This is a genomic window from Superficieibacter sp. 1612_C1 (assembly GCF_015234305.1).
In the GTDB taxonomy this organism is placed as follows: Bacteria; Pseudomonadota; Gammaproteobacteria; order Enterobacterales; family Enterobacteriaceae; genus Superficieibacter.
In genome coordinates this window covers 555,668-577,978 of the sequence record NZ_JADGMI010000002.1, presented here as the reverse complement: position 1 = coordinate 577,978, position 22,311 = coordinate 555,668, and the positions used below count along the sequence as shown (strand labels likewise).

At 55.5% G+C, this 22,311-nt stretch carries 21 protein-coding genes, 2 tRNA genes and 1 pseudogene; 7 read left to right on the top strand and 17 right to left on the bottom strand.

The window, feature by feature from the left end:
- Positions 1-6 precede the first annotated feature (6 nt).
- Together INT84_RS08920 and INT84_RS08915 are read left to right on the top strand one after the other, a co-directional pair.
- Positions 7-1,461: an AMP nucleosidase gene (locus INT84_RS08920; RefSeq protein WP_194206829.1), complete on the top strand. Its 1,455-nt coding sequence runs from the start codon at positions 7-9 to the stop codon at positions 1,459-1,461.
- A gap of 19 nt (positions 1,462-1,480) precedes the next feature.
- On the top strand, positions 1,481-3,253 hold the full coding sequence (locus INT84_RS08915; protein WP_194206520.1) for an aminopeptidase P family protein: 1,773 nt from the start codon (positions 1,481-1,483) through the stop codon (positions 3,251-3,253).
- Positions 3,254-3,479: 226 nt separating this feature from the next.
- Here INT84_RS08915 and INT84_RS08910 read toward each other — a convergent pair whose 3' ends face one another.
- The 3 genes from INT84_RS08910 to INT84_RS08900 are packed head-to-tail and all read right to left on the bottom strand — an operon-like array spanning position 3,480 to position 6,858.
- Complete coding sequence (locus INT84_RS08910) at positions 3,480-4,895, bottom strand: sugar porter family MFS transporter (protein WP_194206519.1); 1,416 nt, start codon at positions 4,893-4,895, stop codon at positions 3,480-3,482.
- 29 nt (positions 4,896-4,924) lie between these two features.
- The gene (locus INT84_RS08905) at positions 4,925-5,845 is read right to left on the bottom strand and encodes an ROK family protein (protein ID WP_194206518.1); all 921 of its coding nucleotides are present in this window, start codon (positions 5,843-5,845) and stop codon (positions 4,925-4,927) included.
- Positions 5,842-6,858, bottom strand: a complete 1,017-nt coding sequence (locus tag INT84_RS08900) for an SIS domain-containing protein (RefSeq protein WP_228065996.1) — start codon at positions 6,856-6,858, stop codon at positions 5,842-5,844. Before INT84_RS08900 ends, INT84_RS08905 begins: the two co-directional genes overlap by 4 nt.
- 201 nt (positions 6,859-7,059) lie before the next feature.
- On the opposite strand from INT84_RS08900, the gene INT84_RS08895 reads away from it, so the two are divergent.
- On the top strand, positions 7,060-7,821 hold the full coding sequence (locus tag INT84_RS08895; RefSeq protein ID WP_194206517.1) for a DeoR/GlpR family DNA-binding transcription regulator: 762 nt from the start codon (positions 7,060-7,062) through the stop codon (positions 7,819-7,821).
- A gap of 66 nt (positions 7,822-7,887) precedes the next feature.
- On the opposite strand, the gene INT84_RS08890 is transcribed toward INT84_RS08895, so the two are convergent.
- On the bottom strand, positions 7,888-8,310 hold the full coding sequence (locus INT84_RS08890) for a DUF2000 domain-containing protein (RefSeq protein WP_194206516.1): 423 nt from the start codon (positions 8,308-8,310) through the stop codon (positions 7,888-7,890).
- Between the two features lie 162 nt (positions 8,311-8,472).
- Here INT84_RS08890 and INT84_RS08885 point away from each other — a divergent pair, with 162 nt between their 5' ends.
- Positions 8,473-8,943: an Lrp/AsnC family transcriptional regulator gene (locus tag INT84_RS08885; RefSeq protein ID WP_194206515.1), complete on the top strand. Its 471-nt coding sequence runs from the start codon at positions 8,473-8,475 to the stop codon at positions 8,941-8,943.
- Positions 8,944-8,990: 47 nt separating this feature from the next.
- On the opposite strand, the gene INT84_RS08880 is transcribed toward INT84_RS08885, so the two are convergent.
- From INT84_RS08880 to INT84_RS24410, 4 genes and pseudogenes are all read right to left on the bottom strand, one after another.
- Positions 8,991-9,066: transfer RNA gene (locus INT84_RS08880), tRNA-Asn, on the bottom strand.
- A gap of 121 nt (positions 9,067-9,187) precedes the next feature.
- Positions 9,188-10,633 carry an EmmdR/YeeO family multidrug/toxin efflux MATE transporter gene (locus INT84_RS08875; RefSeq protein ID WP_194206514.1) on the bottom strand — a complete coding sequence of 482 codons (1,446 nt, stop codon included), beginning with the start codon at positions 10,631-10,633 and terminating at the stop codon, positions 9,188-9,190.
- Positions 10,627-10,698 carry a DUF5951 family protein gene (locus tag INT84_RS24415; RefSeq protein ID WP_370529659.1) on the bottom strand — a complete coding sequence of 24 codons (72 nt, stop codon included), beginning with the start codon at positions 10,696-10,698 and terminating at the stop codon, positions 10,627-10,629. Before INT84_RS24415 ends, INT84_RS08875 begins: the two co-directional genes overlap by 7 nt.
- A gap of 22 nt (positions 10,699-10,720) precedes the next feature.
- Positions 10,721-10,807 (bottom strand): annotated as a pseudogene (locus INT84_RS24410) (DUF5951 family protein); the annotation flags it as partial.
- A gap of 5 nt (positions 10,808-10,812) precedes the next feature.
- On the opposite strand from INT84_RS24410, the gene INT84_RS08870 reads away from it, so the two are divergent.
- A tRNA-Asn gene (locus INT84_RS08870) sits at positions 10,813-10,888 on the top strand.
- Between the two features lie 71 nt (positions 10,889-10,959).
- Here INT84_RS08870 and INT84_RS08865 read toward each other — a convergent pair.
- The 9 genes from INT84_RS08865 to INT84_RS08825 form a co-directional block, all read right to left on the bottom strand.
- Entirely contained in the window at positions 10,960-11,763 is an 804-nt protein-coding gene (locus INT84_RS08865; RefSeq protein ID WP_194206513.1) for a hypothetical protein, read from the bottom strand.
- A 140-nt stretch (positions 11,764-11,903) separates the two neighbouring features.
- Positions 11,904-12,353: a hypothetical protein gene (locus tag INT84_RS08860; protein WP_194206512.1), complete on the bottom strand. Its 450-nt coding sequence runs from the start codon at positions 12,351-12,353 to the stop codon at positions 11,904-11,906.
- A 332-nt stretch (positions 12,354-12,685) separates the two neighbouring features.
- On the bottom strand, positions 12,686-13,711 hold the full coding sequence (locus INT84_RS08855; protein WP_194206511.1) for an LLM class flavin-dependent oxidoreductase: 1,026 nt from the start codon (positions 13,709-13,711) through the stop codon (positions 12,686-12,688).
- A 188-nt stretch (positions 13,712-13,899) separates the two neighbouring features.
- Complete coding sequence (locus tag INT84_RS08850) at positions 13,900-14,997, bottom strand: ABC transporter ATP-binding protein (RefSeq protein ID WP_194206510.1); 1,098 nt, start codon at positions 14,995-14,997, stop codon at positions 13,900-13,902.
- Between the two features lie 36 nt (positions 14,998-15,033).
- Positions 15,034-17,139, bottom strand: a complete 2,106-nt coding sequence (locus INT84_RS08845) for an ADP-ribosylglycohydrolase family protein (protein ID WP_194206509.1) — start codon at positions 17,137-17,139, stop codon at positions 15,034-15,036.
- Positions 17,140-17,167: 28 nt separating this feature from the next.
- Complete coding sequence (locus INT84_RS08840; protein WP_176919185.1) at positions 17,168-18,001, bottom strand: carbohydrate ABC transporter permease; 834 nt, start codon at positions 17,999-18,001, stop codon at positions 17,168-17,170.
- Complete coding sequence (locus INT84_RS08835; protein ID WP_176919184.1) at positions 17,998-18,843, bottom strand: carbohydrate ABC transporter permease; 846 nt, start codon at positions 18,841-18,843, stop codon at positions 17,998-18,000. The genes INT84_RS08840 and INT84_RS08835 overlap by 4 nt, the downstream gene beginning before the upstream one ends.
- Before the next feature lie 56 nt (positions 18,844-18,899).
- On the bottom strand, positions 18,900-20,225 hold the full coding sequence (locus tag INT84_RS08830; RefSeq protein ID WP_228065994.1) for an ABC transporter substrate-binding protein: 1,326 nt from the start codon (positions 20,223-20,225) through the stop codon (positions 18,900-18,902).
- A gap of 28 nt (positions 20,226-20,253) precedes the next feature.
- Positions 20,254-21,255, bottom strand: coding sequence for a LacI family DNA-binding transcriptional regulator (locus INT84_RS08825; protein WP_194206508.1), 1,002 nt, complete (start codon positions 21,253-21,255; stop codon positions 20,254-20,256).
- 389 nt (positions 21,256-21,644) lie between these two features.
- Here INT84_RS08825 and INT84_RS08820 point away from each other — a divergent pair, with 389 nt between their 5' ends.
- Complete coding sequence (locus tag INT84_RS08820) at positions 21,645-21,983, top strand: PTS lactose/cellobiose transporter subunit IIA (RefSeq protein WP_194206507.1); 339 nt, start codon at positions 21,645-21,647, stop codon at positions 21,981-21,983.
- A 55-nt stretch (positions 21,984-22,038) separates the two neighbouring features.
- A complete protein-coding gene (locus INT84_RS08815; protein ID WP_194206506.1) occupies positions 22,039-22,296 on the top strand; it encodes an HPr family phosphocarrier protein in 258 nt (85 codons plus the stop codon).
- The last annotated feature ends 15 nt before the right edge of the window (positions 22,297-22,311 follow it).

Genomic DNA, 22,311 nt, shown 5'->3' with positions numbered 1-22,311 from the left:
CGAATGATGAACAATAAGGGTACCGGGCTGGCCCCGGAACAGGCGCTGGATCAGCTGGAAGCACTTTACGAACAGTCGGTAAGCGCGCTACGGGACGCTATCAGCACGTACGTTGCCGACGCCACATTGCCCGACAGAGAGGCGCGCGCGAAAGGGCTGTTTGTCTATCCGCAAATTTCCGTGACCTGGGACGGTAACGCCCACAAGGCGCAGAAAACCCGCGCCTACGGCCGCTTTACCCACGCGGGCTGCTACACCACCACGGTGACGCGCCCCGCCCTGTTCCGCCATTATCTGGCTGAGCAACTGACGCTACTTTATGAAGATTACGGCGCGGAAATCATCGTGGAACGGTCACAGCATGAGATCCCTTTTCCTTATGTCATCGATGGTTCCGAAATCACGCTCGATCGTTCGATGAGCGCGGGATTAACCCGCCACTTCCCGACCACCGAACTGGCGCAAATTGGCGATGAGACGGCGGACGGGCTGTTTCACCCTACCGAGTTTTACCCGCTGTCGCACTTTGACGCCCGTCGCGTCGATTTCTCGCTGGCCCGCCTGCGTCACTATACGGGCACGCCGGTCGAACATTTTCAGCCGTTCGTATTGTTCACTAACTACACCCGCTACGTTGACGAGTTTGTGCGCTGGGGATGCAGCCAAATCCTCGATCCCGACAGCCCTTACGTGGCGCTGTCCTGCGCGGGCGGGATCTGGATCACTGCCGAAACCGAAGCGCCGGAAGCCGCCATTTCCGACCTGGCGTGGAAAAAACACCAGATGCCGGCCTGGCACCTGATCACCGCCGACGGTCAGGGCATTACGCTGGTGAATATTGGCGTCGGTCCGTCAAACGCGAAAACCATCTGCGATCACCTCGCCGTCCTGCGTCCGGACGTCTGGCTGATGATTGGTCACTGCGGTGGACTGCGTGAAAGTCAGTCTATCGGCGACTATGTGCTGGCCCACGCTTACCTGCGTGACGATCATGTACTGGACGCGGTGCTGCCGCCGGATATTCCGATCCCGAGCATCGCGGAAGTGCAGCGCGCGCTGTATGACGCCACCAAACAGGTGAGCGGCATGCCCGGCGAAGAGGTTAAACAGCGCCTGCGCACCGGGACCGTGGTCACTACCGACGACCGCAACTGGGAGCTGCGCTACTCCGCCTCCGCCCTGCGCTTTAACCTGAGCCGCGCGGTGGCGATTGATATGGAGAGCGCCACCATTGCGGCGCAGGGCTACCGCTTCCGCGTGCCTTACGGCACCCTGCTGTGCGTGTCCGATAAACCGCTACACGGCGAAATTAAGCTGCCCGGCCAGGCCAACCGTTTTTATGAGGGGGCGATTTCAGAGCACTTACAGATCGGCATTCGCGCCATCGACCTGCTGCGGGCCGAAGGCGAACGCCTGCATTCGCGCAAGCTGCGCACCTTTAATGAACCTCCGTTCCGTTAACCGCGATAAGGACTTTTTTATGGATAGTTCTCTTTCTGCGCTCCGCGACCTTCTCATCACGCAGTCGCTGGACGGTATAATCGTTCCCCGGTCGGATGCGCACCAAAGCGAAGACTGCGCCCCACACGATGACAAACTGGCGTGGCTCACTGGCTTTACCGGTTCTGCCGGGCTGGCGCTGGTCCTGCGCGATCGCGCCCTGCTGTTTGTCGACGGACGCTATCAGGTCCAGGCGCGCAACGAGGTTGATCTCAACGCATGGGAGATCCACCACTTGCATAACGAACCACTTGCTGAGTGGCTGGCGAGTGAACTCCCGGCAGGCAGCCGTATCGCCTTCGAACCGCTGCTGATGGTAAACAGTCAGTATGAGGCGCTCAGCGCCACCCCTTGTGAACTGGTGCCTCTGCCGCACGATCCCTTTGATGCGATCTGGACCTCGCGTCCCGCTGCGCCCGAGGGGGCCATCCGGGAAATGCCCCCGGAGATGGCCGGAGAGAGCAGCGAAGATAAGCGCCAGCGCATTGCTGCTCTGCTGCGCGAGCAGAACGTTGATTTTCTGGCGATCACCCAGCCGGATAATATCGCCTGGCTGCTGAACGTGCGCGGGGCGGACGTGGCGATGAGCCCGGTTGCCCTTTCTTTTGCGCTGTTAAGCCAGACCGGCGAGGTGGAGTGGTTTGTCGCCGCGAGCAAAACGACCGGATTGCCCGAATCGCTTCTTGCCTCGCTCACGCTGGCACCGCAGGAAGCCTTTATTCCCCGCGTTCAGCAGGTTGCCACGGATAAACGAATTTCGCTGGATGCGGATAATGCCCCGGTCGCACTGCGTTTCGCCGTTGAGCAATCCGGCGGTGACGTGATCTGGCAAGCCGATCCCATCACGTTTATTAAAGCGAAGAAGAATCAAACCGAGCTGGAAGGCTACCGCCATTGCCACCGCTACGATGGCGCGGCATGGGTTAATTTTCTGGCGTGGCTGGCGCATGAGGTCTCCGCTCGTGAAGCCGCGAACAATCCGCTCACCGAACGTGAAGCACAGGAAAAGCAACTGGCGTTCCGTCAGCAGCAGCCAGGCTTTATTGAGCAGAGTTTCAGCACCATTTCGGCGGCGGGCAGTAACGCGGCGATGTGTCATTACCATTCCAGTGAGAAAACCAACGCCGCGATCACCGGCGCGAACTTTTATCTCAACGATTCCGGCGGTCAGTACCAGAACGGCACCACGGACGCTACCCGCACGCTGGCATTCGGCACGCTCGATCCGCAGCGTCGCCTGCACTATACCGCCGTGCTGAAAGGCTTTCTGGCGCTGATCACCCTGCAATTCCCGACAGGAACGCAGGGCCATCAGATCGACGCCTTCGCGCGCCGTCCGCTATGGGAGCTGGGCCTGGATTACGATCACGGCACCGGGCACGGCGTCGGCCATCAGTTGCTGATCCACGAACAGCCGCACCGGATGGCGAAGAAAGTGAATCCCTGGCCGCTTGCCGCTGGCAATATCATCACCATCGAACCGGGCCTGTATCTGGAAGATCGCTACGGCATCCGCATCGAAAACCAGGTTGAAGTGGTTGAAGGCCATCCGGGATTTTGTCGTTTCGCTTCACTGACGCTGATCCCCATCGATTTAAGTCAGGTAGAGCTGTCGTTGTTGAGCGAGCAGGAGAAACAGTGGCTGGACGACTACCACCAGCAGGTGCGTGAAGCGCTTTCTCCGCTGGTGGAGAGCGACGCGCGTCCGTGGCTGTTCGCCGCCACCGCGCCGCTGCGCGTACAGGCGGGATAATAAATAAGCCCGCATCACGCGGGCTTCAGACTGCTGACAAACGTTATACCGTGGAATGATGCCTGGCGGCGCTGCGCTTGCACAGGCCTACAAATTAGGCATAATCAATTGATATCGCTGGTTTTTGTAGGCCGGGTAAGGCGAAGCCGCCACCCGGCATAACGGTGCGTACCCTGGCAAAACAGGTTTGTCATCAACCTCTGGCCCGCGCGGCGCGGGCTTCTTGTTATTCGCTAACGACGTTCATCTTTTCTGAGACTTCGCGGTGCTTTTGTTTGAAATACAATTCGACCTCTTCCAGACTTTTGCCTTTGGTTTCCGGGACAAAAAAACTGAAGCACGTAAACGCCACGCAAATACCCGAAAACAGCCAGAACGTCGCGGATGCGCCCATCCCATTCAGCATCGGTAGTGATAACAACGCGATGACCAGATTGGTGGCAAAAATAATGAATATCGACAGGCTGGTGACTTTCGCCCTTGCCCTGAGCGGCGAAATCTCCGAGATCATCAGAAAGCCGAGCATTCCCGGGCTGACCGCATACATGACGATATAAAAGACCAGTGAAGCAAATGCCAGCCAGTTACTGCCAGGAAATACCGGCACAGAAAACAGAATGGCAAGGATCACAAGGCTAATCGTTAATCCCACCGCGCCGAGGATCAACAATGGCCGACGCCCGACGCGGTCAACAATGAGCATCCCCACCACGGTAAAGGCCACGTTGGTGATCCCCAGTCCCACGGTACCAATCCATGAAGCAGAAGAGGTAAATCCACTCGACTGTAAAATCTGTGGCGCAAAATAGATCACCAGATTAATACCGCAGGCGTTGGAAAAGAAGGCGACCAGCACGCCAATAATGATCATTGGCCGCACATGACCGCGGAACAAATCCCGCCAGCGCATATTGTCCTGCTCAATCGCGTTGAGGCGCTCCGTCTCCTTAATTTCAGCGTCAACCTGACTATTGCCGCGAAGCTTTATTAACGTGCGTCGGGCGAGATCGTGTCGGTTCATGGCGATAAGCCAGCGGGGAGATTCCGTTACGAAAATCACGCCTGCCGCCAGAAGCACGCCGAAAATCCCGGCAATTCCTACGGGGAAACGCCATTCTCCGCGACTTTCCGCGATCGTATTCACGCCGTACGCCATAACAATACCAACGGTGATCATTAACTGAAATGAGGTCACCAGCACGCCGCGAATTTTTGCTGGCGATAATTCAGCAATATAAACCGGCACCAGTACCGAAGAAGCGCCTACGCCAATACCCTGGAGAATTCGGGCGAGCGTGAGGATTTCAATATGGTGAGTGAATCCCGAAATCGCTGCACCGAAAGCAAAGCATAATCCCGAAATAAACAGATTAACTTTACGTCCATATTTATCGGCAAGCGGCCCGGCGGCAAGGGCACCGATCATGGCACCTAATAATGACATACTAACGATCACACCCTGCATAAGATCGTTAATCTGAAACGCTTTGCCAATAAAGACAATCGCACCGCCGATAATACCGGTATCATAACCAAATATAATCCCACCGACGGAAGAAATAAGTACTGAAAGAATAATAAAAACAGTGATTTTTATCGCTTCAGGTTTACCCTGCCCTTCTCTGCACTCTGAATTTACCATGATATTAACCTGTCGTTGAAATATTATCGTTAATTCAATTCTGGAATGACCGTCGCCCCCAGAGCGCCAGCAATATCGCCTAATTCTGACGGCACAATGCGTTTATTAATGGCATAGGCATCCGCCCGTATCAGAGACTCTTCCAGGCCGGATTTAAATAACGGGTAATAATGTGCGGCGCTGCCGCTAAGAATGGTCAAATCCGGACCATAAAGCGTCAGTAATGTCACCAGCCCGCGGCCGAGATAGTTTCCATAGCGATGAAATATCGCCGCGACCTCTTTCCGCTCCGCCGACATAGCCTGATAGACGCTAACGTCCTGCTTTTCAAAAGGCATCAGTGGAAGCAGTGCTTCCAGGTTCTGCTGCAGCCAGGTCCGGGAAGCCAGCATTTCCCAGCAGCCCCGCAGACCGCAATAGCAGGTCGCCGGGTTGCCAGAAACCGGGATATGTCCCGCTTCCGGGTGCTGATGGTCGCTGGTACGAAAAGGAATTCCCTTATCAAGCAGTGCGACACCGATCCCCGTTCCCAGGGTGACCATCAGAAGGCGCTGGCTATTTTTACCTGCGCCAAAGTGATATTCCCCCAGCACCGCAGCGACGGCGTCATTATCGATCGCGACATGGATGCCAAGTATTTGCTTTAATTCATCCACCAGCGGAAAAAACGAGAAGCACTCAAGCGTATCTTTATTATTAATAATCCCGGAGGCGGTATCTACCGGACCGCTGGCACCCACTCCCAGACTAATAAGCTCCATCCCTTGCGGGATGAGAGCCAGTACGTAGGAAGCCAGCGCTTGCGCGCGATCTTGCTGCTCAAGCTGGCAAAATTCTGCGGTAGGGAGCGTCATGGTATTGAGTATTCCGCTTTCCCCTCTGATGATGATGCGAGTACCCGTTCCTCCCAGATCGATACCTGCTTTTACCCCTGTGGATGCGTTTGTCATATCGCCACCGTGATTTTTTGCCCGTAGAGGAAGTGGCCCGGAATGAAGCCGTTTTTCCTGGCGAATGCGACCGTCAGATGCTCAATGTAAATAAAGCCGCACAGCAGCTGGCAAAGCTCATCGACAGGCGGTACGGCAAGCAGCACGGAATCCGCGTAGGCAGCTTCTCCGATAGTGACGACACGAGAGCCATTCGCCAGCAGTTCCGTGGCCAGTCTTTCCAGCGTTTCATCGCCTGGCTTGCCGCACAAAACCGCCAGCATCCCTTTGCCGGAAGTCTCCATCGGGCCATGACGGAACTCACCGCCGATAAACCCTTCCGCGCTGACTTTAGACGCTTCCTTGGTGATTAATGCGCCGGTTAATGCACTGGAAGCAAACGCGCCGGTGCCGACATACGCGACGCGGGGTCGTGCATGGGAAAAGAGATCGTCCGCCAGTTCCACAACGCAATGTACGTCACTCACCAGACGGTCGATCTCAGGAAGGATTGTTCTGACCGCATCGCAAATGGCTTTCTCATCTTCCCCCAACAAAACGGCCAGCGTCCGGTAGCAGGCAATCAGCGTGTTCAAATAGCTTTTCGAACTCACTGTTGCTTCGTCTCCGCTTTCAAGCGCGATGAGAATATCGGCTTCTTGCGCCAGAACGCTGTCCCGATCGTTGGTTAAACCGATAAGCGTACGCGGGCGTGTGCCCTTTTTAAGCAGCGCCACAATTTCGCCACTCATGCCCGATTGTGAAGTCGCCCAGAGCAGCGAGTTTTCCGTTACCAGCGAGGGCATATCCAGCATGCGCCCCGCATCCACCCGCCATACCGGATAACCTCTGGCGATAAGCGCCCTTTCTACCGGGATCAGAGCATAGTCCGATGATCCCATTCCGGTCAGGATAATCCGGTCATAGCGACCCAATTGCAACGTATGCAGATCCTCCGGCAGCGGATTGTTCAGCTGTGCCTCTACGGCTTGTGGCTGCATAGCAATATCGTTCTCATACGGCGTTGACATCATTTCCTCATTAGTCAGTGGTGAATACACTTACACGGTATATGCACGAATTCGTGCATTCAATTGCACGATATCGCTTATGTGACGAGTTCGACATTTTTTTTCAGGCCATCAATTTAAGCGTTTGAAAGCTATGCCTTTATGATTTTTTATGCGCTAAAGCGTGGTACTATCAGCCGTACTGAAGTGTGACGGGGGCAAAAAATGCTGGCACAAGAAAGGCGGAAAAGGATCCTTTCCATGCTCGTTTCAACGGGTTATCTCAATGCCCATCAACTTGCTGAAGAGTTTGAGGTGGACAGCTCAACGATCAGGCGGGATCTTATTCATCTGGAGAAAACGCAGCAAATTGTCAGAACGCACGGTGGCGTGCTGCCAGTGCTATCGACGGAAAGACAGGATACGCCTTACACCATCCGTAAAAGCCGCAACCATGAGCAAAAAGTGGCTATCGGCAAATATGCTGCCTCTTTAATTGCCGATGGCGACTCGGTGATCCTCGATAACGGCTCAACCGTTTATGAACTGGCGGTACAGCTTGCCAGCAAAAAAGATCTGACGGTTATCACCAACGATCTTAATATCGCCCTGCTGCTTAGCCAGTACCCGGCGATAAACCTCAACATTACCGGTGGTGTGGTGATCGGTAACTCGCTTACCCTGGTGGGCCCGGATGCGACACGAAAATTCAGTGAAGTGTACGCCGACTGGGCGTTTCTGGGTGCGGAAGGGGTACACCCTGAGGCAGGCATTACTAACATTAACGCCATTGAATTGCCGACTAAAAAAGAAATTCTGAAGTCCGCGAAAACGCGCGTTGTGCTTGCGGACGCTTCAAAACTGGGATACCGGGCACTGTCTCATGTCTGTCCTATCGCCGATGTCGATATTATTATCACCGATAAAAAGAAAAACGATAAAACCGCGGCGGCCTATGCCGATAAACTGCGCTTTGCCAGCAGTTAATATCTCCATGCTGAATGCAAAAAGCCCGTTAATAACGGGCTTGTTTACCGTGCACGATGTGGAAAGTTATTTATAAAGCGGAAGATTCCCCGTCAGTGTGGTTATTTTCTTCTTCGGCCCCACCAGCCCGATAGCCACCAGTTCAATCGCGTTGCTGCTTACCGAAGCGATCCTCTCGCCATACTCATCATAGGTTTTGCACGACTGCGCCAGCGCGCTAAACGGCATAATCTCAATGTCAGCGTCAGCTTCGCCCGCCACTAATAACTCATGAATACAGGCCCCCGAAGCCCGCAGAACGGGAAGCGGACTGTAGATCACGCCGGGATAATTGACCCCATCAAGGCTTTGCCTGTCAGGCCCCACAAGATCCTCAACGGTGCGACCAAAACTGATCCCTATAACGCTTGCCGCATTCATGGCAAGACCGGCGGGAAGATCTTTATCAATAATAATCGTACAGCGATGCTGGCTGGCATCAAATTTCATCTTTCGTCCTCACTATAGCGGTGTGTCTTAAGCAGGTGTCTGCATGGCCGATACAGTATGCCGAAGCTAAACAGAAAAGTGCTGCCTGTTTCATGTACTTACAGAACGATATCCGGTAAAAATAACCTTCTCATACTTCTTAAAAGAAAGGAATTACCCGTCATGGTGCCCGATACGACAGAAATGAAAATTCTCAGGCTGTTGCAGGACGACGCTCGTATCACTAATCAGGAACTGGCTGACAAAGCGGGAATGTCCGCCTCCCCCTGCTGGCGCAAAGTGCGCAAACTGGAAGAGGACGATGTCATCCAGGGCTATCGTGCAGTTCTGAACCGGAAAAAAATCGGTCTGGGCGTGATGGTGTTTATTCGGGTGACTATCGATAGCCATAGCGAAGCGGAGGCGAGAAAATTTGAGGAGGAGGTGACCGCGCTGGAAGATGTCGTTGCCTGCTACAGCATCGGCGGGGATGCCGATTTTCTGCTACAGGTGGTGGCATCCGATCTGGATTCGTATGCGGATTTCGCCATGTCGGTGGTGCGCAGGCTGCCGGGCATTAAAGAGATGCAAAGTATGTTTGTGCTCAAAGAGATCAAACCGCTGACCGCTTACCCGGTCAAGAAGCAGCGCTAAACGCAGAAAAGCAAAAAGCCCGCTAAAAAGCGGGCTTCTTTGAATTTTGGCTCCTCTGACTGGACTCGAACCAGTGACATACGGATTAACAGTCCGCCGTTCTACCGACTGAACTACAGAGGAATCGTGTGAACGGGGCGAATATTAGCGAGCCACCCGCCCCTTGTCAAAGCCTGTTTGTACAAATTCAACCGTTTGCCGATTTATTCTCCGAAATACGCAGAAACAGCGCGATATCGTTCAGTTAATCGACAGTTTTCTTCTGCCGCGGGTATTTCCACAGCCAGCGTCCGCTTACCATTCGCCAGTAGAAGCAGACGCCGCGCACCGCCCAGTCGAAGAACATTCCCAGCCAGACGCCGACCACGCCCATACCGAGCATGATCCCCAGCACGTAGCCCGCCACCACGCGGCAGCCCCACATGCTGAGCATGGAGACCCACATTGAGAAACGCGCGTCGCGTGCGCCCTTCTGCCCGGCAGGCAGTACCCACGAGGCCGCCCAGATCGGCATAAAGGCGGCGTTCAGCCAGATAAGGATTTTAACCACTTCCTTCACGTCCTCCTCACGGGTATAGAACGCGGCCATCAACCCGGCAAAAGGTGCAGTGAACCAGGCAATAATCGTCAGGCCGATGGTCGACAGCCAGAACACGTGGCGTAACTGACGCTCGGCCTGCGCAATCTGCCCTTTGCCCAGCCGCTTACCGGTAATGATGGTGGATGCCGATCCCAGGGCATTACCGGGGAGGTTAATCAGCGAGGCGATAGAGAACGCAATAAAGTTACCCGCAATGACGTCGGTCCCCATGCCGGCGACAAACATCTGAGTCAGCAGTTTCCCGCCGTTAAACAGCACCGACTCGATACTTGCCGGGATGCCGATCCCCAGCACTTCCCACAAAATGCTGAAATTCAGCGGCGCGAAGTAGCTTTTCAGGGAAATACGCAGCGCCGGGTTAAAACCGATCATCAGCACCACAATAATTGCTACCGCGCCGATATAGCGCGCAATGGTCAGCCCCAGCCCCGCGCCGACGAAACCCAGCCCGTTCCAGGAAAAAACGCCGTAGATCAGCGCGCTGCTGATAATAATATTAAGGATGTTCATCCCACCGTTAATCAGCAATGGGATTTTAGTATTGCCCGCACCACGCAGCGCGCCGCTACCAATCAGGGTGATCGCTGCCGCCGGATAGCTCAGCGCGGTTAATTCCAGATAGGTCAACGCCAGTTCTTTCACCTGCGGCGTGGCGTCTCCGGCGACAAAATCGATAATCTGGCTACCAAAGGCGTGGATCAGTACCGTCAGCGCGATGGCAAACAGCGTCATGATCACCAGCGACTGCCGCGCCGCCGCCCTCGCCCGGCTGGGATCGAGCTTGCCGAGGCTGAAAGCCACCACCACCGTCGTACCCAGATCGACCGCGGTAAAAAAAGCCATGATGACCATATTGAAACTGTCGGCCAGCCCTACGCCCGCCATCGCCTCTTTACCCAACCAGCTCACCAGGAACGTGCTGAGTACGCCCATCAGCAGGACGCAGGTATTCTCCAGAAAGATGGGAATGGCAAGCGGGGTGATCTCACGCCAGAAGAGAACCCGGTAACTTTTTCGTTTCGCATACCAGGGCGTGCGTGCGACGGCCCGGCGCAGAGAAGCAGTAACGTCCAAAATTGACCTTAACAAAGAATGTTGAAACTACATTTCAAATGATGGGAGAGAAAGGCAAAACCTGCAAAGTATTTTCCCACAAAAATTTGTCGGCAAATACAACAGATTGTTGCAAAAAGAGCCACTTGAACAGCAAGGTCTGGATTGGGATTTGACAAAAGTTTTTACGCCGCTAAGATAAGCCTCCAACCGATTCCTCTGTAGTTCAGTCGGTAGAACGGCGGACTGTTAATCCGTATGTCACTGGTTCGAGTCCAGTCAGAGGAGCCAAAATTCAAAAAAGCCTGCTTTGTAGCGGGCTTTTTGCTTTTCTGGCCTGGACGCAGTTATGCGGCTACATGTTACGCCGTAATAACGTTCACCATCGTGGTGAACTTTTCCCACTGCTGCTGGAGCTTTGCCACGTGTGAAGAGGCAATATCCTTAAAAAAGTCCGTCTCATTGCCTGCGCCGATCCTCTGGCGTAACCCTGTAAACCAGACCGAACTGTCAGTGGTATTGTTGGTCAGCGACAGCATATCGCGTCGTTCATTTTGCGTTTCATGCTGACCCGCATTGAGCTGCATCAACTGCTCGCTGAGGCTCTCTTCTCCCGCCGTATCACCGTATTGTTTTGCAATCGCCAACGAACGGCTGGTCATATCTTTGACAATGTCATCCTGATCGTCTGTTTTTTTAGCAAGGTAATTATTGATTTCAGCAACACTCGCGGCCTGATGCTCAGTCGGCACAAATTTCTGCACCAGAAAGTTTAGCTTTGCCTGAGTGAGCGAAAGATCCATGGAAAGGGTCGTGGAGTTGCCTGAACCACCTGGCGTCTGTAATGCTTCGGAAATCAGTCCGCCCATATCAAGCAAAGACAGAGAAGAGTGTGAAAGCATACCGGAAAAATAAGTATCAATGTCGTTTACGATAGCGTTGGTTTTACTTTGATTCAGTTCGATAATGCTATTTCTGGTCTGCAATATCTCCTTTTCGCTTTTGTCTATTGCTTCCTGACTCAACTGCGGATTGGCAGGCGTTTCTCCCGCGCGCATCCGTTCGATCTTTTCCTGCGAGAGAGTAATGGTAGTGGGCAGGTTGACTGGTTTTTTAAACACATCGTTCTGAGTCTGACTAAGATCCGTTACGCTCACGCTGCTCATACAAATTCCTTACGTTATTTAAAAAATGATGTTGGGATTATCGGAAAAGCGGGAAGGAAACTTTAGGGAGAGGCAGACATGATGTTGACAACATTCACTGCAAAGCCCGCGCCTTCAGCGGGCTTTAGTATCACATTTCCCTACCCAATCTCCACCACCCCCTCTGCCGTTCTTAACCACCGCGGCGCGCGCATTTCCGCTGAGAAGTAGCTGAGCAAGTCAAACAGCAGCCAGCTAAGGTATTTCTCCGTCTCTGACGAAAAACCCGTCCCGGCCAGCGTTTGCGTCAGCGCCAGGCAGTAGTTGCACAGTTCAGTACATTCGGGGGTAAAACGGGGGAAATCCTCCGGCGGCGCATTCACCGTCAGGCTTTCAACAAGATGTTCCGGGACAGGTTCGAGCAAGGTGGGCTGTAATAACATCAGGCTGGCGTTGATTCTGCCGCACAGTGCCATTTTCAGGGTGAGATCGTTGCTTTCGATCAGCGTCCCGGCAAAGTTTTCGCAGTGTTCGGCCAGTACGGTGAAATCGGTGGCAGCGTTAAAGGGAACAGCAAGTAACGGGTGTGTTTGAGTGGGGATCGTAGCCATAAAGGCAGCCTCCTGTAACGAGTTTAAAACCCACCACCAGAGGTTCCAATCTCATGGTGGTAGACTGGACGGGGTTGGAACTACCGGCGTTACAGGCAACCGGCGCACCTTACGGTGCCCCCGCCCAGCCCACCATTGAGGTATAGCCAGGCGCACGACATAAAAAAAGACGCGGGCGCGTCATATGTCGCCTGTAACATTATTCAGGGTTCCAATCCCGGCACCTGATTTTGCAGGTGCGGGAAAAGGATACTGCGATTGATAAAGGGCGGCAAGCGCGTTTCTGGAAGACGGCTCGCAAAATCATCACGCCGTCTTTATTTGATTAATCTCTACCCTTTCCACCCCATCGCAGGTGCTACGTGTTTCAGTATCGACTCAATCACATGCACGTTGTACTCCACCCCAAGCTGGTTCGGCACGGTCAGCAGCAGGGTATCCGCTTCGGCAATCGCTTCATCCTGTTTTAACTGCGCAATCAGCTTGTCCGGCTCGGCGGCGTAGCTGCGGCCAAAGATGGCGCGGGTCTGATCGTCAATAAAGCCAACTTTATCGCTGTCATCGCCGCTGGCACCAAAATACGCCCGATCGCGGTCGTTCATCAGCGCAAAGATGCTGCGGCTGACCGAGACGCGCGGCGTGCGCGTATGCCCCGCTTCCGCCCAGGCGGCGCGGTAGGCGCGGATCTGTTTAGCCTGCTGAATATGGAATGGCTCGCCGGTTTCATCATTCTTTAACGTGGAGCTTTGCAGATGCATGCCCAGCTTCGCCGCCCAGACCGCCGTCGCATCGGACGAGGCTCCCCACCAGATACGCTCGCGTAAGCCTTCGGCATAGGGTTCCGGGCGCAGCATTCCCGGCGGGTTGGGGAACATCGGCTGCGGGTTGGGTTTGGCGAAGCCTTCGCCGCGCAGTACGTCAAGCAGTACTTCGGTATGCTGACGCGCCATATCGGCGTCATTTTGCCCCTCAGCAGGCTGATAGCCAAAGTAACGCCAGCCATCAATCACCTGTTCCGGCGAACCACGGCTGATGCCGAGTTGCAGGCGGCCGCCGGCGATAAGATCCGCCGCGCTGGCGCTTTCGGCCATATACAGCGGGTTCTCATAACGCATGTCGATCACTCCGGTACCAATCTCAATGCGCCGGGTTTTTGCGCCAATGGCGGCCAGTAAGGGAAACGGAGAGGCAAGCTGGCGGGCAAAGTGGTGTACGCGAAAATACGCGCCGTCAGCGCCCAGCTCTTCAGCGGCAACCGCTAAATCGATGGACTGGAGCAGCGCATCGGCGGCGGAACGCGTTGCCGAGTGCGGCGACGGGGTCCAGTGACCAAACGATAAAAAGCCGATCTTTTTCATGACGTAGATATCCTGTTCAGGGAAACCGTGGGCAGGCCAGCCGCCAGTAACATTCTGCGGGCGGCCTGCCTCGCATAATCCCTACTCTACGCGTTATGTAATAACAATAAATACCGTTTGTTTAACATAAAGCTTCAAATTAATTGACCAATTGGTCGTAAACGTGTGAGGCGTATCGCTGCTATTTATTACCTTTCCGCCCCCTCCCGCCGCGGGATCAGTCGCCCGCTTTCATGTTCAAACAGGCTGACTTTTTCCACCTGTGGCGTAAACCACAACCGATCGCCCGTCCGCTGCTGAATACGCTCCCGGAAGACGGCGATGGCTTTTTCACCGCCCAGCGAGAGCTGCACCTGGGTTTCCGATCCCATCGGTTCGACCAGTTCGACGGTCGCCTCGAAATCGGTCGGTCTTGCGGAATACTGGAAATGCTCAGGCCGGATGCCAAAGGTCACCGGGGTGCCGACGGCAAGGTGTTGATAGTGATCGGGCAGCGGCAGACGCTGTCTGGAGCGGCTAATGAAGATCCTCTCGCTTCCTCTTTCGCCAATCTCGCCGGGCAGCAGGTTCATCGACGGCGAACCAATAAAGGTCGCGACAAAGGTATTGGCCGGGAAGTCATACAGCTCCAGCGGTGTGCCGGTTTGTTCGATGCGGCCATTCTGTAAAACAACGATTTTATCCGCCATCGTCATCGCCTCAACCTGATCGTGAGTGACATAAAGGATGGTGGTTTTCAGCCGCTGATGCAGCGATTTTAGCTCGGCGCGCATCGCGACGCGCAGCCTGGCGTCAAGGTTAGACAGCGGCTCGTCAAACAGAAAAATCTGCGGGTTGCGCACCAGCGAGCGGCCCATCGCCACGCGCTGACGCTGGCCGCCGGAGAGCTGGCGCGGGTAGCGTTTAAGCAATGGCGTTAGCCCGAGGATCTCCGCCGCTTCGTTGACCTTTTGCTCTTTTTCCGCCTTTTTCGCCCCGCTCAGCGTCATGGAAAATGCCATGTTCTCCGCTACCGTCATATGCGGATAGAGGGCGTAGTTCTGGAAGACCATCGAAATATCGCGCTGTTTCGGCGGCAAGTCGTTAACCACCCGGCCACCGATGGCAATGTCGCCTGCGGTGATGCTTTCCAGCCCGGCCACCATACGCAGCAGCGTTGATTTACCGCAGCCGGAGGGGCCGACCAGCACGGTAAACTCTCCGTCGGCGATATCCACCGAAATGTTATGCAGGACGTGATGCACGCCATAACTCTTTTTTACGTTATCGATCGTTACGCTGGCCATAGTCTGTTCCCATGGTGATCTGGTTTCGACGACGCCTTACAGCGCCGTCACCTCAACGGCATCGGCTGACAGCGCGCCCTGATGGATCAGCAGGCCAATGCCGCCGTCATGCAGCGCCAGTTCGCTGTCATCCGTAGCGTCCAGCGTGACGTCATCAATACGCGCGCTAATCTGGTTGCCGCTGACGCGCAACGTAACCCGGTACGGTTTCTCATACGTGAAGGCGAGCGGCGACTCGGCGAGGATCTGCGTCTGCCCGTCGCGAACGCGGATCAGCTGTGCCTTACCTTCGCGGGTCACACGCGCGGCGTAATAGCGCCGTAAGCCCTGAACCCGCGCGGCCACGCCGCCGTAATTGCCCAGATGCAGCACCACGTCACTGGCGACCTGATAGTCGGTCCACTGCCGGGTGCCGTGGATAATGATGCCCTCGTCACGCTCCTGCGAGATGCGGAAACTGGCCGGGAAGTGGCGGGAGAAGAAGCTGACGCCGTTTACCCAGGCACGCCGCCAGAAGTCACATTCGGGGCCGGGTCGGCTTAAGCGCAGTTCAGGTGCCCCTTCCCAACTCAGGTAGTCGAGCAGCACCCGCCCGCTGGCCTGTCGGCCTTCGGCTTCCAGCATCAGGCCAATCTCGCCGATTGGCTGGCCGCCGCAGTCAGGTAAACGCCAGCGCAGGATCTGGCTATCTCCCGGGGCCAGAGTAACCGGTTCGCCATAATAGGGGGTTAACCGATCCTGGGCGTCATAAACCCGACAGCACAGCGCCGCGGTTACGCTGCCTTTATTCTCTGTATCCGCGTAAAGGCGCACTTCCACCCACTGCCCCGGATAGAGCAACGGGGTCGCCATCAGTTCATAGGTACGCATATTGAGCACCTCGCGCGGCGTAAAGGTTGGCGTGGTGACGCCCGCACGTTGTCCGCGGCCCAGTGCGTTATAGGCCAGGCTCAGCATCCGCGTGCCGTTATACTCCACGTTATCGAGGGTGAGCGGCGCATGGTCATATCCTGCCAGCGGCTGAAATCCCTGACAGCTGCCCGGCTGTGAGAAGTGAAAGTGCGCGCCCTCTTTCGCCGCAGGCGCAGGCGGCTGACCGGCCAGCTGGCGTCCCAGATTCACCAGATAGTCGCTGATGCGTACCGCATCGTTGATGGAAAATCCGCCGTCCGCCGAGGAGATCAGCATCCGATCCGCCAGCGGACCGCGCCAGTCAGGACCGCCGTCGATCCCCTCCAGACCGAGCATGATCCCCAGCAGGCAGCCGACGTTACCCGCGTTACAGTCGGTGTCCCAGCCAGAGGTGTTCACAATGGTCATGGCGAGGTGAAAGTCATCCGGCGCGTAAAGTAGCGTCATGATCATCAGCGCATGGTTCGGCATAACATGACAGTTACCGGGATATTTATCGTAGCCGTAGTGATCTTCTATCTGCTGGCGGGTGGTTTCCCATTGCGGGTTTTCCGCATGCCAGCGGCGAATATCGGCAATCAGCCGGGCGATCTGGCAATCCGCAGGTATCGTCGCCAGGCCGGTATCAAGCAGATGGTTGATATCGCGGGAAACAAAGGCTTCGGCCTCCATCGCCGCCCACAGCATCGCGGCATACACCGATTCACCGTCGTGGCTGACGCTGCCCGCCTCGCGGGCGAGCTTCGCCGCAAGCGCAGGCTGGCCGGGGGCCACCAGCGCCCAGCCGTCAATAAAAATCTGCGCGCCGATCTGCTCGGCCACCGCGGTGCCGTTGGTGGCAATCGCGCCGCTTAACGGCGCGGGGATACCGTTTTTCAGGTTCAGCCACGCCGTATGTTCTGTGGAATTACCGTTCCCGCCCCACCATAAAATAGCGCGCTGTTCGACGATGTAGTTAAGCCAGGCCGCGCCGATATGCTCCGCGCTGAGGTCAGGTGAGATGCCATAATCTTCCAGCGCACGGATAAAGGTAAACGTGCCCGCCACATCGTCGTCGGTGACCACCAGCGGCTGATTCAACTGTTCATGGACGTAGTAATTGATTGGCCCCAGCTCCTGCATAATGCGCTGATAGGTCCAGCCTTCAAAGGGACGCCCCAGGTAGACGCCAATCAGCTTGCCCAGCACGCCCGCATAAACACGCTCAGAATAATTTTCAGCAATTGCCACGGTTAATACCTCTGTTTGTTAAGGGCGATCAGCCTTTTACCGAGCCGCCCGCCATGCCTTCAATAAAGCGACGCTGTAACGCCACGAACAGCACCACTACCGGCAGGACAATAATTAACGCCGCCGCCATAATTTCGCCCCAGTCCGAGCTGTACTGTCCGCTCAGCAGGAAAAAGGAGATCACGGCGGTGGTGTTTTCCTGGTCCTGAAGGAAGGTGGTGGCAATCAAAAACTCATTCCACGAATAGAGCCCGATAATTAATGCCACCGTGAGAATGCCCGGCGAGACCATCGGCAGCATCACCCGGCGGAATACCTGCCAGTGGGTTGCGCCATCCACCAGCGCGGCCTCTTCCAGTTCTTTGGGGATGGCGAGGAAATAGGTGCGCAGCAGCATGATGGCAAACGGGCTGTAGATGGCGGTGTAGATCAGCGCGACGGCAAAGACGTTGTTAATCAGATCCAGCCGGGCAAAGACAAAGTACAGCGGAAATAAAAACAGCTGGATGGGCGCGGTGGTGGTAGCCATCAGATAGCCGCTTACCAGCCGCCACGATTTGATTTTCCGTCGCGACAGCACATAGGCCGCAGCGGAACAGGTGGTGCACACCAGAATAATGGTGGTGGCCGACAGCAGAATCGAGTTGAGAAACGTGCGGCCGAAGCGGGCATCTTCCCAGGCGCGGGTGAAGTTATCCCAGCGCAGCGTCTCAGGCAGCGAGAGCGGGCTTTGGGTAATTTCCGGTGTGCTTTTAAACGCGTTCAGCACCAGCAGCGCAATGGGGAACAGCGCCGTGAACGCGCCTATAGCCAGCAAAATGTAGGTCAGCGTCAGCGTGGTCCGGCTTTCGATCAGTCTCATGATTCATCTTCCTTTGATTGCAGGCGGATATAAAAGAAGGTGGCGACCAGACCGAAGACGCCAATCACCAGCGCCGCGGCGGCTGCTTGTCCGACGTTGAGATCGTAAAAGGCTTTGCGATAGGCCAGTGTCGAAAGCACCTCGCTGGAGAATGCCGGACCGCCCTGAGTGAGGATGTAGACAAAATCAAAGACCAGGAATGACCAGATCACGGTCATCACCATCATCAGCGTGATTGTCGGTCGGATCCCCGGCAGTAAGACATAGCGCATCATCTGCCAGAAACTTGCCCCTTCAATCCGCGCCGCCTCAATCTGCTCCTGCGGCACCTGGCGCAGCGCGGCGAAAAAGATCACGCAGAGGAATCCCCACCAGTGCCATAAATCGACCGTCGCCACGCCATACAACGCCTGCGTTGGCAGCGAAAGCGGGTTGCTGACGGAGAGACCAAACCGGTCCAGCAGACCGAAGACCCCGGTGACAGGGCTGTAAATCATTGATTGCCACACCCGCGCGGTGATAGCGGTGGCAATGACCATCGGCAGAAAATAGATCACCTGAAACAGGGTTCGCCCGCGCGGGGCCAGGAGCAGCATGGTGGCGGCAAACAACCCCATTGCAATGGGAATGGTGAGGAAGATCAGCGTCCAGATAATATTGTTTTTCAGCGCCGACCAGAACACGCCGTCATTAAACAGCGCAACGAAATTCCCCAGCCCGATAAACTGCGGCGTGGAGATGCCGTCCCACTGGCAGAATGCCAGCGCGATGGTCAATAGCGCGGGTATCAGAATAATAACAACGTTAATCAGTAACGTCGGAACCAGATACAGTCTGTGCATATCAATCGCCCTTGCGCGGCCATTTACCGGCGTAAATGGCCTGACTTAATAAAAGATCACTGACGGGAAGGAATGGTCGGCACTTTGCCGTCCTTTTTCTCCTGCTGATACGTCGCGTCCAGGGTGGTGAGGAAGTCCTTAACGCTCATCTGCCCTAACCAGACCTGCTCAATGGCGTTGACCAGATAGCTGTCGGTCGCCGGCGGCAGGAAGGTCCAGGAGGTATAGCCGTAGTGGTTCTGCGCTACGGCGCTGGCCAGGTTTTTCATCGTTTCGGTGTACAGCGGCAGGACTTTTGCGTCGAGCTGTACATGGCTGAGATCTTTCAGCGGCGTATTCCATTCTCCCTGCCAGACCGAATTGATTTTGCTGTAAAAGTTCTCGCTAAAGACGTAGTCGATGACGGCCGCCGCACCGTCAGGATTTTTCGAGCTGGCGGCGATGGAGAAGGTGGACCCGATTCCCAGCGGATAAACCGGATAGTCTACCCCCTCGCCCGTCGGGAAAGGCGCGAAGCCCGCTTCGCTATGGCTGGCCGGGAAATAGGTGGGAATATAAGAAAAGTTCCAGGTGCCGCTCGGGGCGATACCGGCCTTGCCGCTGGCGACCTGGGCAAACGCCTGCTCCTGAGTCAGCGAAAAGTAGTTAGCCCCGAAATAGCCTTTTTGCCACCACTGTTGCAGGGTGGTAATGGCTTTCACAAACGGCTCCGCCGTCCAGGGTAATTCGCCATTGAGGGCTTTATAAATATTATCCGGCCCGGCAATCGTATTCAGAGCCAGGGTGACGTAATGCTCGTTCGCCGCGCGCCAGTCGGCGTTACCCGCGGCGAAGGGGGTGATCCCTTTCGCCTTCATCGCTTCCGCCAGCGTTTCCAGCTCGGCGATAGTTTTCGGCGGTTGCCAGCCCTCTTTATCAAACAGGGTTTTGTTATAAAATATGCCCATGGTTTCATAGGTTTTGGGCAGCGCGTACAGTTTGCCTTTGTATTTGCCCATCTCAAGAAACAGCGGCAACAAACGGTCGTTCCAGCCCAGCTTCGCCGCGTAACCGTCCAGCGGCAGAAGCTGTCCGGCATTGGCAATGGTCGCCACATAGCTGGGTCCGGCGGTATAAACGATGTCCGGACCGCGGCGCGACAGCATCGCCACGCGCAGCTGTTTATCCAGCTCGGCACCCCGGTAATCAATGTTCAGGCGGTACGCCGGGTGCGCCTCGTTGAACGGCTGGATCAGCAACTGCTGCAACTGCTTTTTATTTTCAGGCGTGGCGGTTTCATACCACCAGCTGATGGGTGCCGCGCCCTGCGCCTGCGCCGCGACGGGCAGTAGCGAATGGGCGACGAGCAGCGTCGCGGCCAGCGTCATACAGTATTTACTCATCACCGATATTCTCCTGGTAAGGTTGCCGTTAGGCGGAATCACGTTGAATCAACTGAAATGGCATCTCCTGCGCCGTGCCGACGGCGGCCAGGTTGCCGCTCAGTCGCTCGATTAATAGCCGGCCCGCACTGAGGCCGATCTGATACTGGAATTGCGCCACGGTGGTCAGGGGCGGCGTCACCAGCCCGGCGGCGGAAATATCATCAAACCCGGCCACCGCAAGATCCGCCGGAATCGCAATGTGCGCCTCCCGGGCAGCGCGCATCACGCCGATAGCCAGTAAATCGTTGGCGGCGAAAATCGCGCCGGGCAGCCGTGCCTCCTCAATCAGACGCTGTGTCGCCCGGTAGCCCGCCTGCTCACTAAAATCCTCTTCAATCACGATCAATGGTGGCAGGCCCGCCTCCTGCATTGCCAGCTGGTAGCCCTCAACGCGTACCGCCTCCGGCCCGCCGCTACCGGCGATCATGCCGATGGCGCGATGCCCTTTGCCAATCAAATAACGCACCATCGCCTGTGCAGCAGCGCGACTATCGATATAGATGTCGTCAATCGGCAGTTCGCCGCCGCGTTTCTTTTGCGCCTCTACCCGTACCACCGGAATACCGGCGTTCAGAAAAGGCGCGAAATCTTTCGCCCGCAGGCAAAAAAACACGCCGACGACGCCGTCCACCCTGCCCTGCGCCGACCAGTCGAGGAAATTTCGCTCCTTCTCTTCCGTGCCGTCGGTATTGGCGACGATGACGTCATAGCCGTGGCCGTCGGTGACCGACTGAATGCCGCGCATCAGCGACGAGTAAAAGGGGTTGGCGATATCCGGCACAATGCAGGCGATGGTCATCGATTTATTGGTGCGCAGCGCCTGGGCAAAGCGGTTCGGCACGTATCCCAACTCCTGCGCGGCGGCCATAATGCGGGCCAGCGTTTCCGGTGGAATGCCTGCGCTCTCGCCGTTCAGCGTCATGGATACCGTCGCCTGCGATACACCTGCCCGCCGCGCCACATCCCGCTGGGTAATTCTTTTGCTCATAGGCTTTACTTATACGTATTAGTGATACGTATAAATAGAATTAACACATCAATTCAGTCAATGAATTGCAGGGCAGAAATTCAACAATCTGATGAAAAAGTGAACGAGGTCACGTTTATCCGATGCATCATTGCACGCAATACCATGAAAAATTCGCAAGGATCACAGCATTCGCTATCCTGGCACCGGGCGATCGGAGAGATCAGGCAACGCGTTATTTACCGCGGAATAACAGCCCAGGTAACCATTTTCCCTGCCGGGAGGAAATTATTTATTTGTTGCGTCGTTAACGCGTGTGATGAAGTGCAGGCAGGCAATGTATTACGGTATCGTTTCGTCAGCCGAAACAACAATGTCATGGCGAAATTCACTGCATAGCGAGAGAACAGATGGATAAAAGCGAACAGATCAATAGTGTGGCAATGAATATTATCATGGACGCCGGGGATGCCCGGGCGCTTATTACGGATGCCTTATTTGCCATTGAAAAAAACCAGTTCGACGAGGCAGACGAAAAAATCATTCAGGCGCAGCAGAAAATCAAAACCGCGCACGGTAATCAAACGGATATTGTTCAGAGCGAAATTCACGGAGAACGTTTTCCATCCTCCCTTTTATTTACCCATGCTCAGGACACGCTCATGACAATTAACAGTGAACTGTTAATGAGCCGTCACCTGTTGAAAATTTTTCGCATGCTGGATAAGCGCATCAGCGCACTTGAGTAGTTGAATTCACCCTGCCACCCGGCCGTAAGGCATAACAAAAAGACAGGATATTTTAATGCAACAATTTCAATACACGATCCGTGACGATCTCGGCATCCACGCCCGCCCGGCAGGATTGCTGGTCCGTTTAGCCATGCAATATCGCTGCGAACTACACCTTGCCAAAAACGACACCCAGGCCAGCCTGAAAAAGATCTTCACCGTGATGGGGCTGAACGTGAAATGCGGCGATACGGTAACCATTGTCGCCAGCGGAGACGATGAGCAGCAGGCTATTACCGCGCTGCACGCCTTTTTTTGCCAGCACCTCTGACCTGCGCGAGGAGAA

What these genes read in the sequence shown, in the direction of transcription:
- INT84_RS08920 (WP_194206829.1), top strand. Translation starts at nt 7, where the DNA reads ATGAACAATAAGGGTACCGGGCTGGCCCCGGAACAGGCGCTGGATCAG.
- INT84_RS08915 (WP_194206520.1), top strand. Translation starts at nt 1,481, where the DNA reads ATGGATAGTTCTCTTTCTGCGCTCCGCGACCTTCTCATCACGCAGTCG.
- INT84_RS08910 (WP_194206519.1), bottom strand. Translation starts at nt 4,895, where the DNA reads ATGGTAAATTCAGAGTGCAGAGAAGGGCAGGGTAAACCTGAAGCGATA.
- INT84_RS08905 (WP_194206518.1), bottom strand. Translation starts at nt 5,845, where the DNA reads ATGACAAACGCATCCACAGGGGTAAAAGCAGGTATCGATCTGGGAGGA.
- INT84_RS08900 (WP_228065996.1), bottom strand. Translation starts at nt 6,858, where the DNA reads ATGATGTCAACGCCGTATGAGAACGATATTGCTATGCAGCCACAAGCC.
- INT84_RS08895 (WP_194206517.1), top strand. Translation starts at nt 7,060, where the DNA reads ATGCTGGCACAAGAAAGGCGGAAAAGGATCCTTTCCATGCTCGTTTCA.
- INT84_RS08890 (WP_194206516.1), bottom strand. Translation starts at nt 8,310, where the DNA reads ATGAAATTTGATGCCAGCCAGCATCGCTGTACGATTATTATTGATAAA.
- INT84_RS08885 (WP_194206515.1), top strand. Translation starts at nt 8,473, where the DNA reads ATGGTGCCCGATACGACAGAAATGAAAATTCTCAGGCTGTTGCAGGAC.
- INT84_RS08865 (WP_194206513.1), bottom strand. Translation starts at nt 11,763, where the DNA reads ATGAGCAGCGTGAGCGTAACGGATCTTAGTCAGACTCAGAACGATGTG.
- INT84_RS08860 (WP_194206512.1), bottom strand. Translation starts at nt 12,353, where the DNA reads ATGGCTACGATCCCCACTCAAACACACCCGTTACTTGCTGTTCCCTTT.
- INT84_RS08855 (WP_194206511.1), bottom strand. Translation starts at nt 13,711, where the DNA reads ATGAAAAAGATCGGCTTTTTATCGTTTGGTCACTGGACCCCGTCGCCG.
- INT84_RS08850 (WP_194206510.1), bottom strand. Translation starts at nt 14,997, where the DNA reads ATGGCCAGCGTAACGATCGATAACGTAAAAAAGAGTTATGGCGTGCAT.
- INT84_RS08840 (WP_176919185.1), bottom strand. Translation starts at nt 18,001, where the DNA reads ATGAGACTGATCGAAAGCCGGACCACGCTGACGCTGACCTACATTTTG.
- INT84_RS08835 (WP_176919184.1), bottom strand. Translation starts at nt 18,843, where the DNA reads ATGCACAGACTGTATCTGGTTCCGACGTTACTGATTAACGTTGTTATT.
- INT84_RS08830 (WP_228065994.1), bottom strand. Translation starts at nt 20,225, where the DNA reads ATGAGTAAATACTGTATGACGCTGGCCGCGACGCTGCTCGTCGCCCAT.
- INT84_RS08825 (WP_194206508.1), bottom strand. Translation starts at nt 21,255, where the DNA reads ATGAGCAAAAGAATTACCCAGCGGGATGTGGCGCGGCGGGCAGGTGTA.
- INT84_RS08820 (WP_194206507.1), top strand. Translation starts at nt 21,645, where the DNA reads ATGGATAAAAGCGAACAGATCAATAGTGTGGCAATGAATATTATCATG.
- INT84_RS08815 (WP_194206506.1), top strand. Translation starts at nt 22,039, where the DNA reads ATGCAACAATTTCAATACACGATCCGTGACGATCTCGGCATCCACGCC.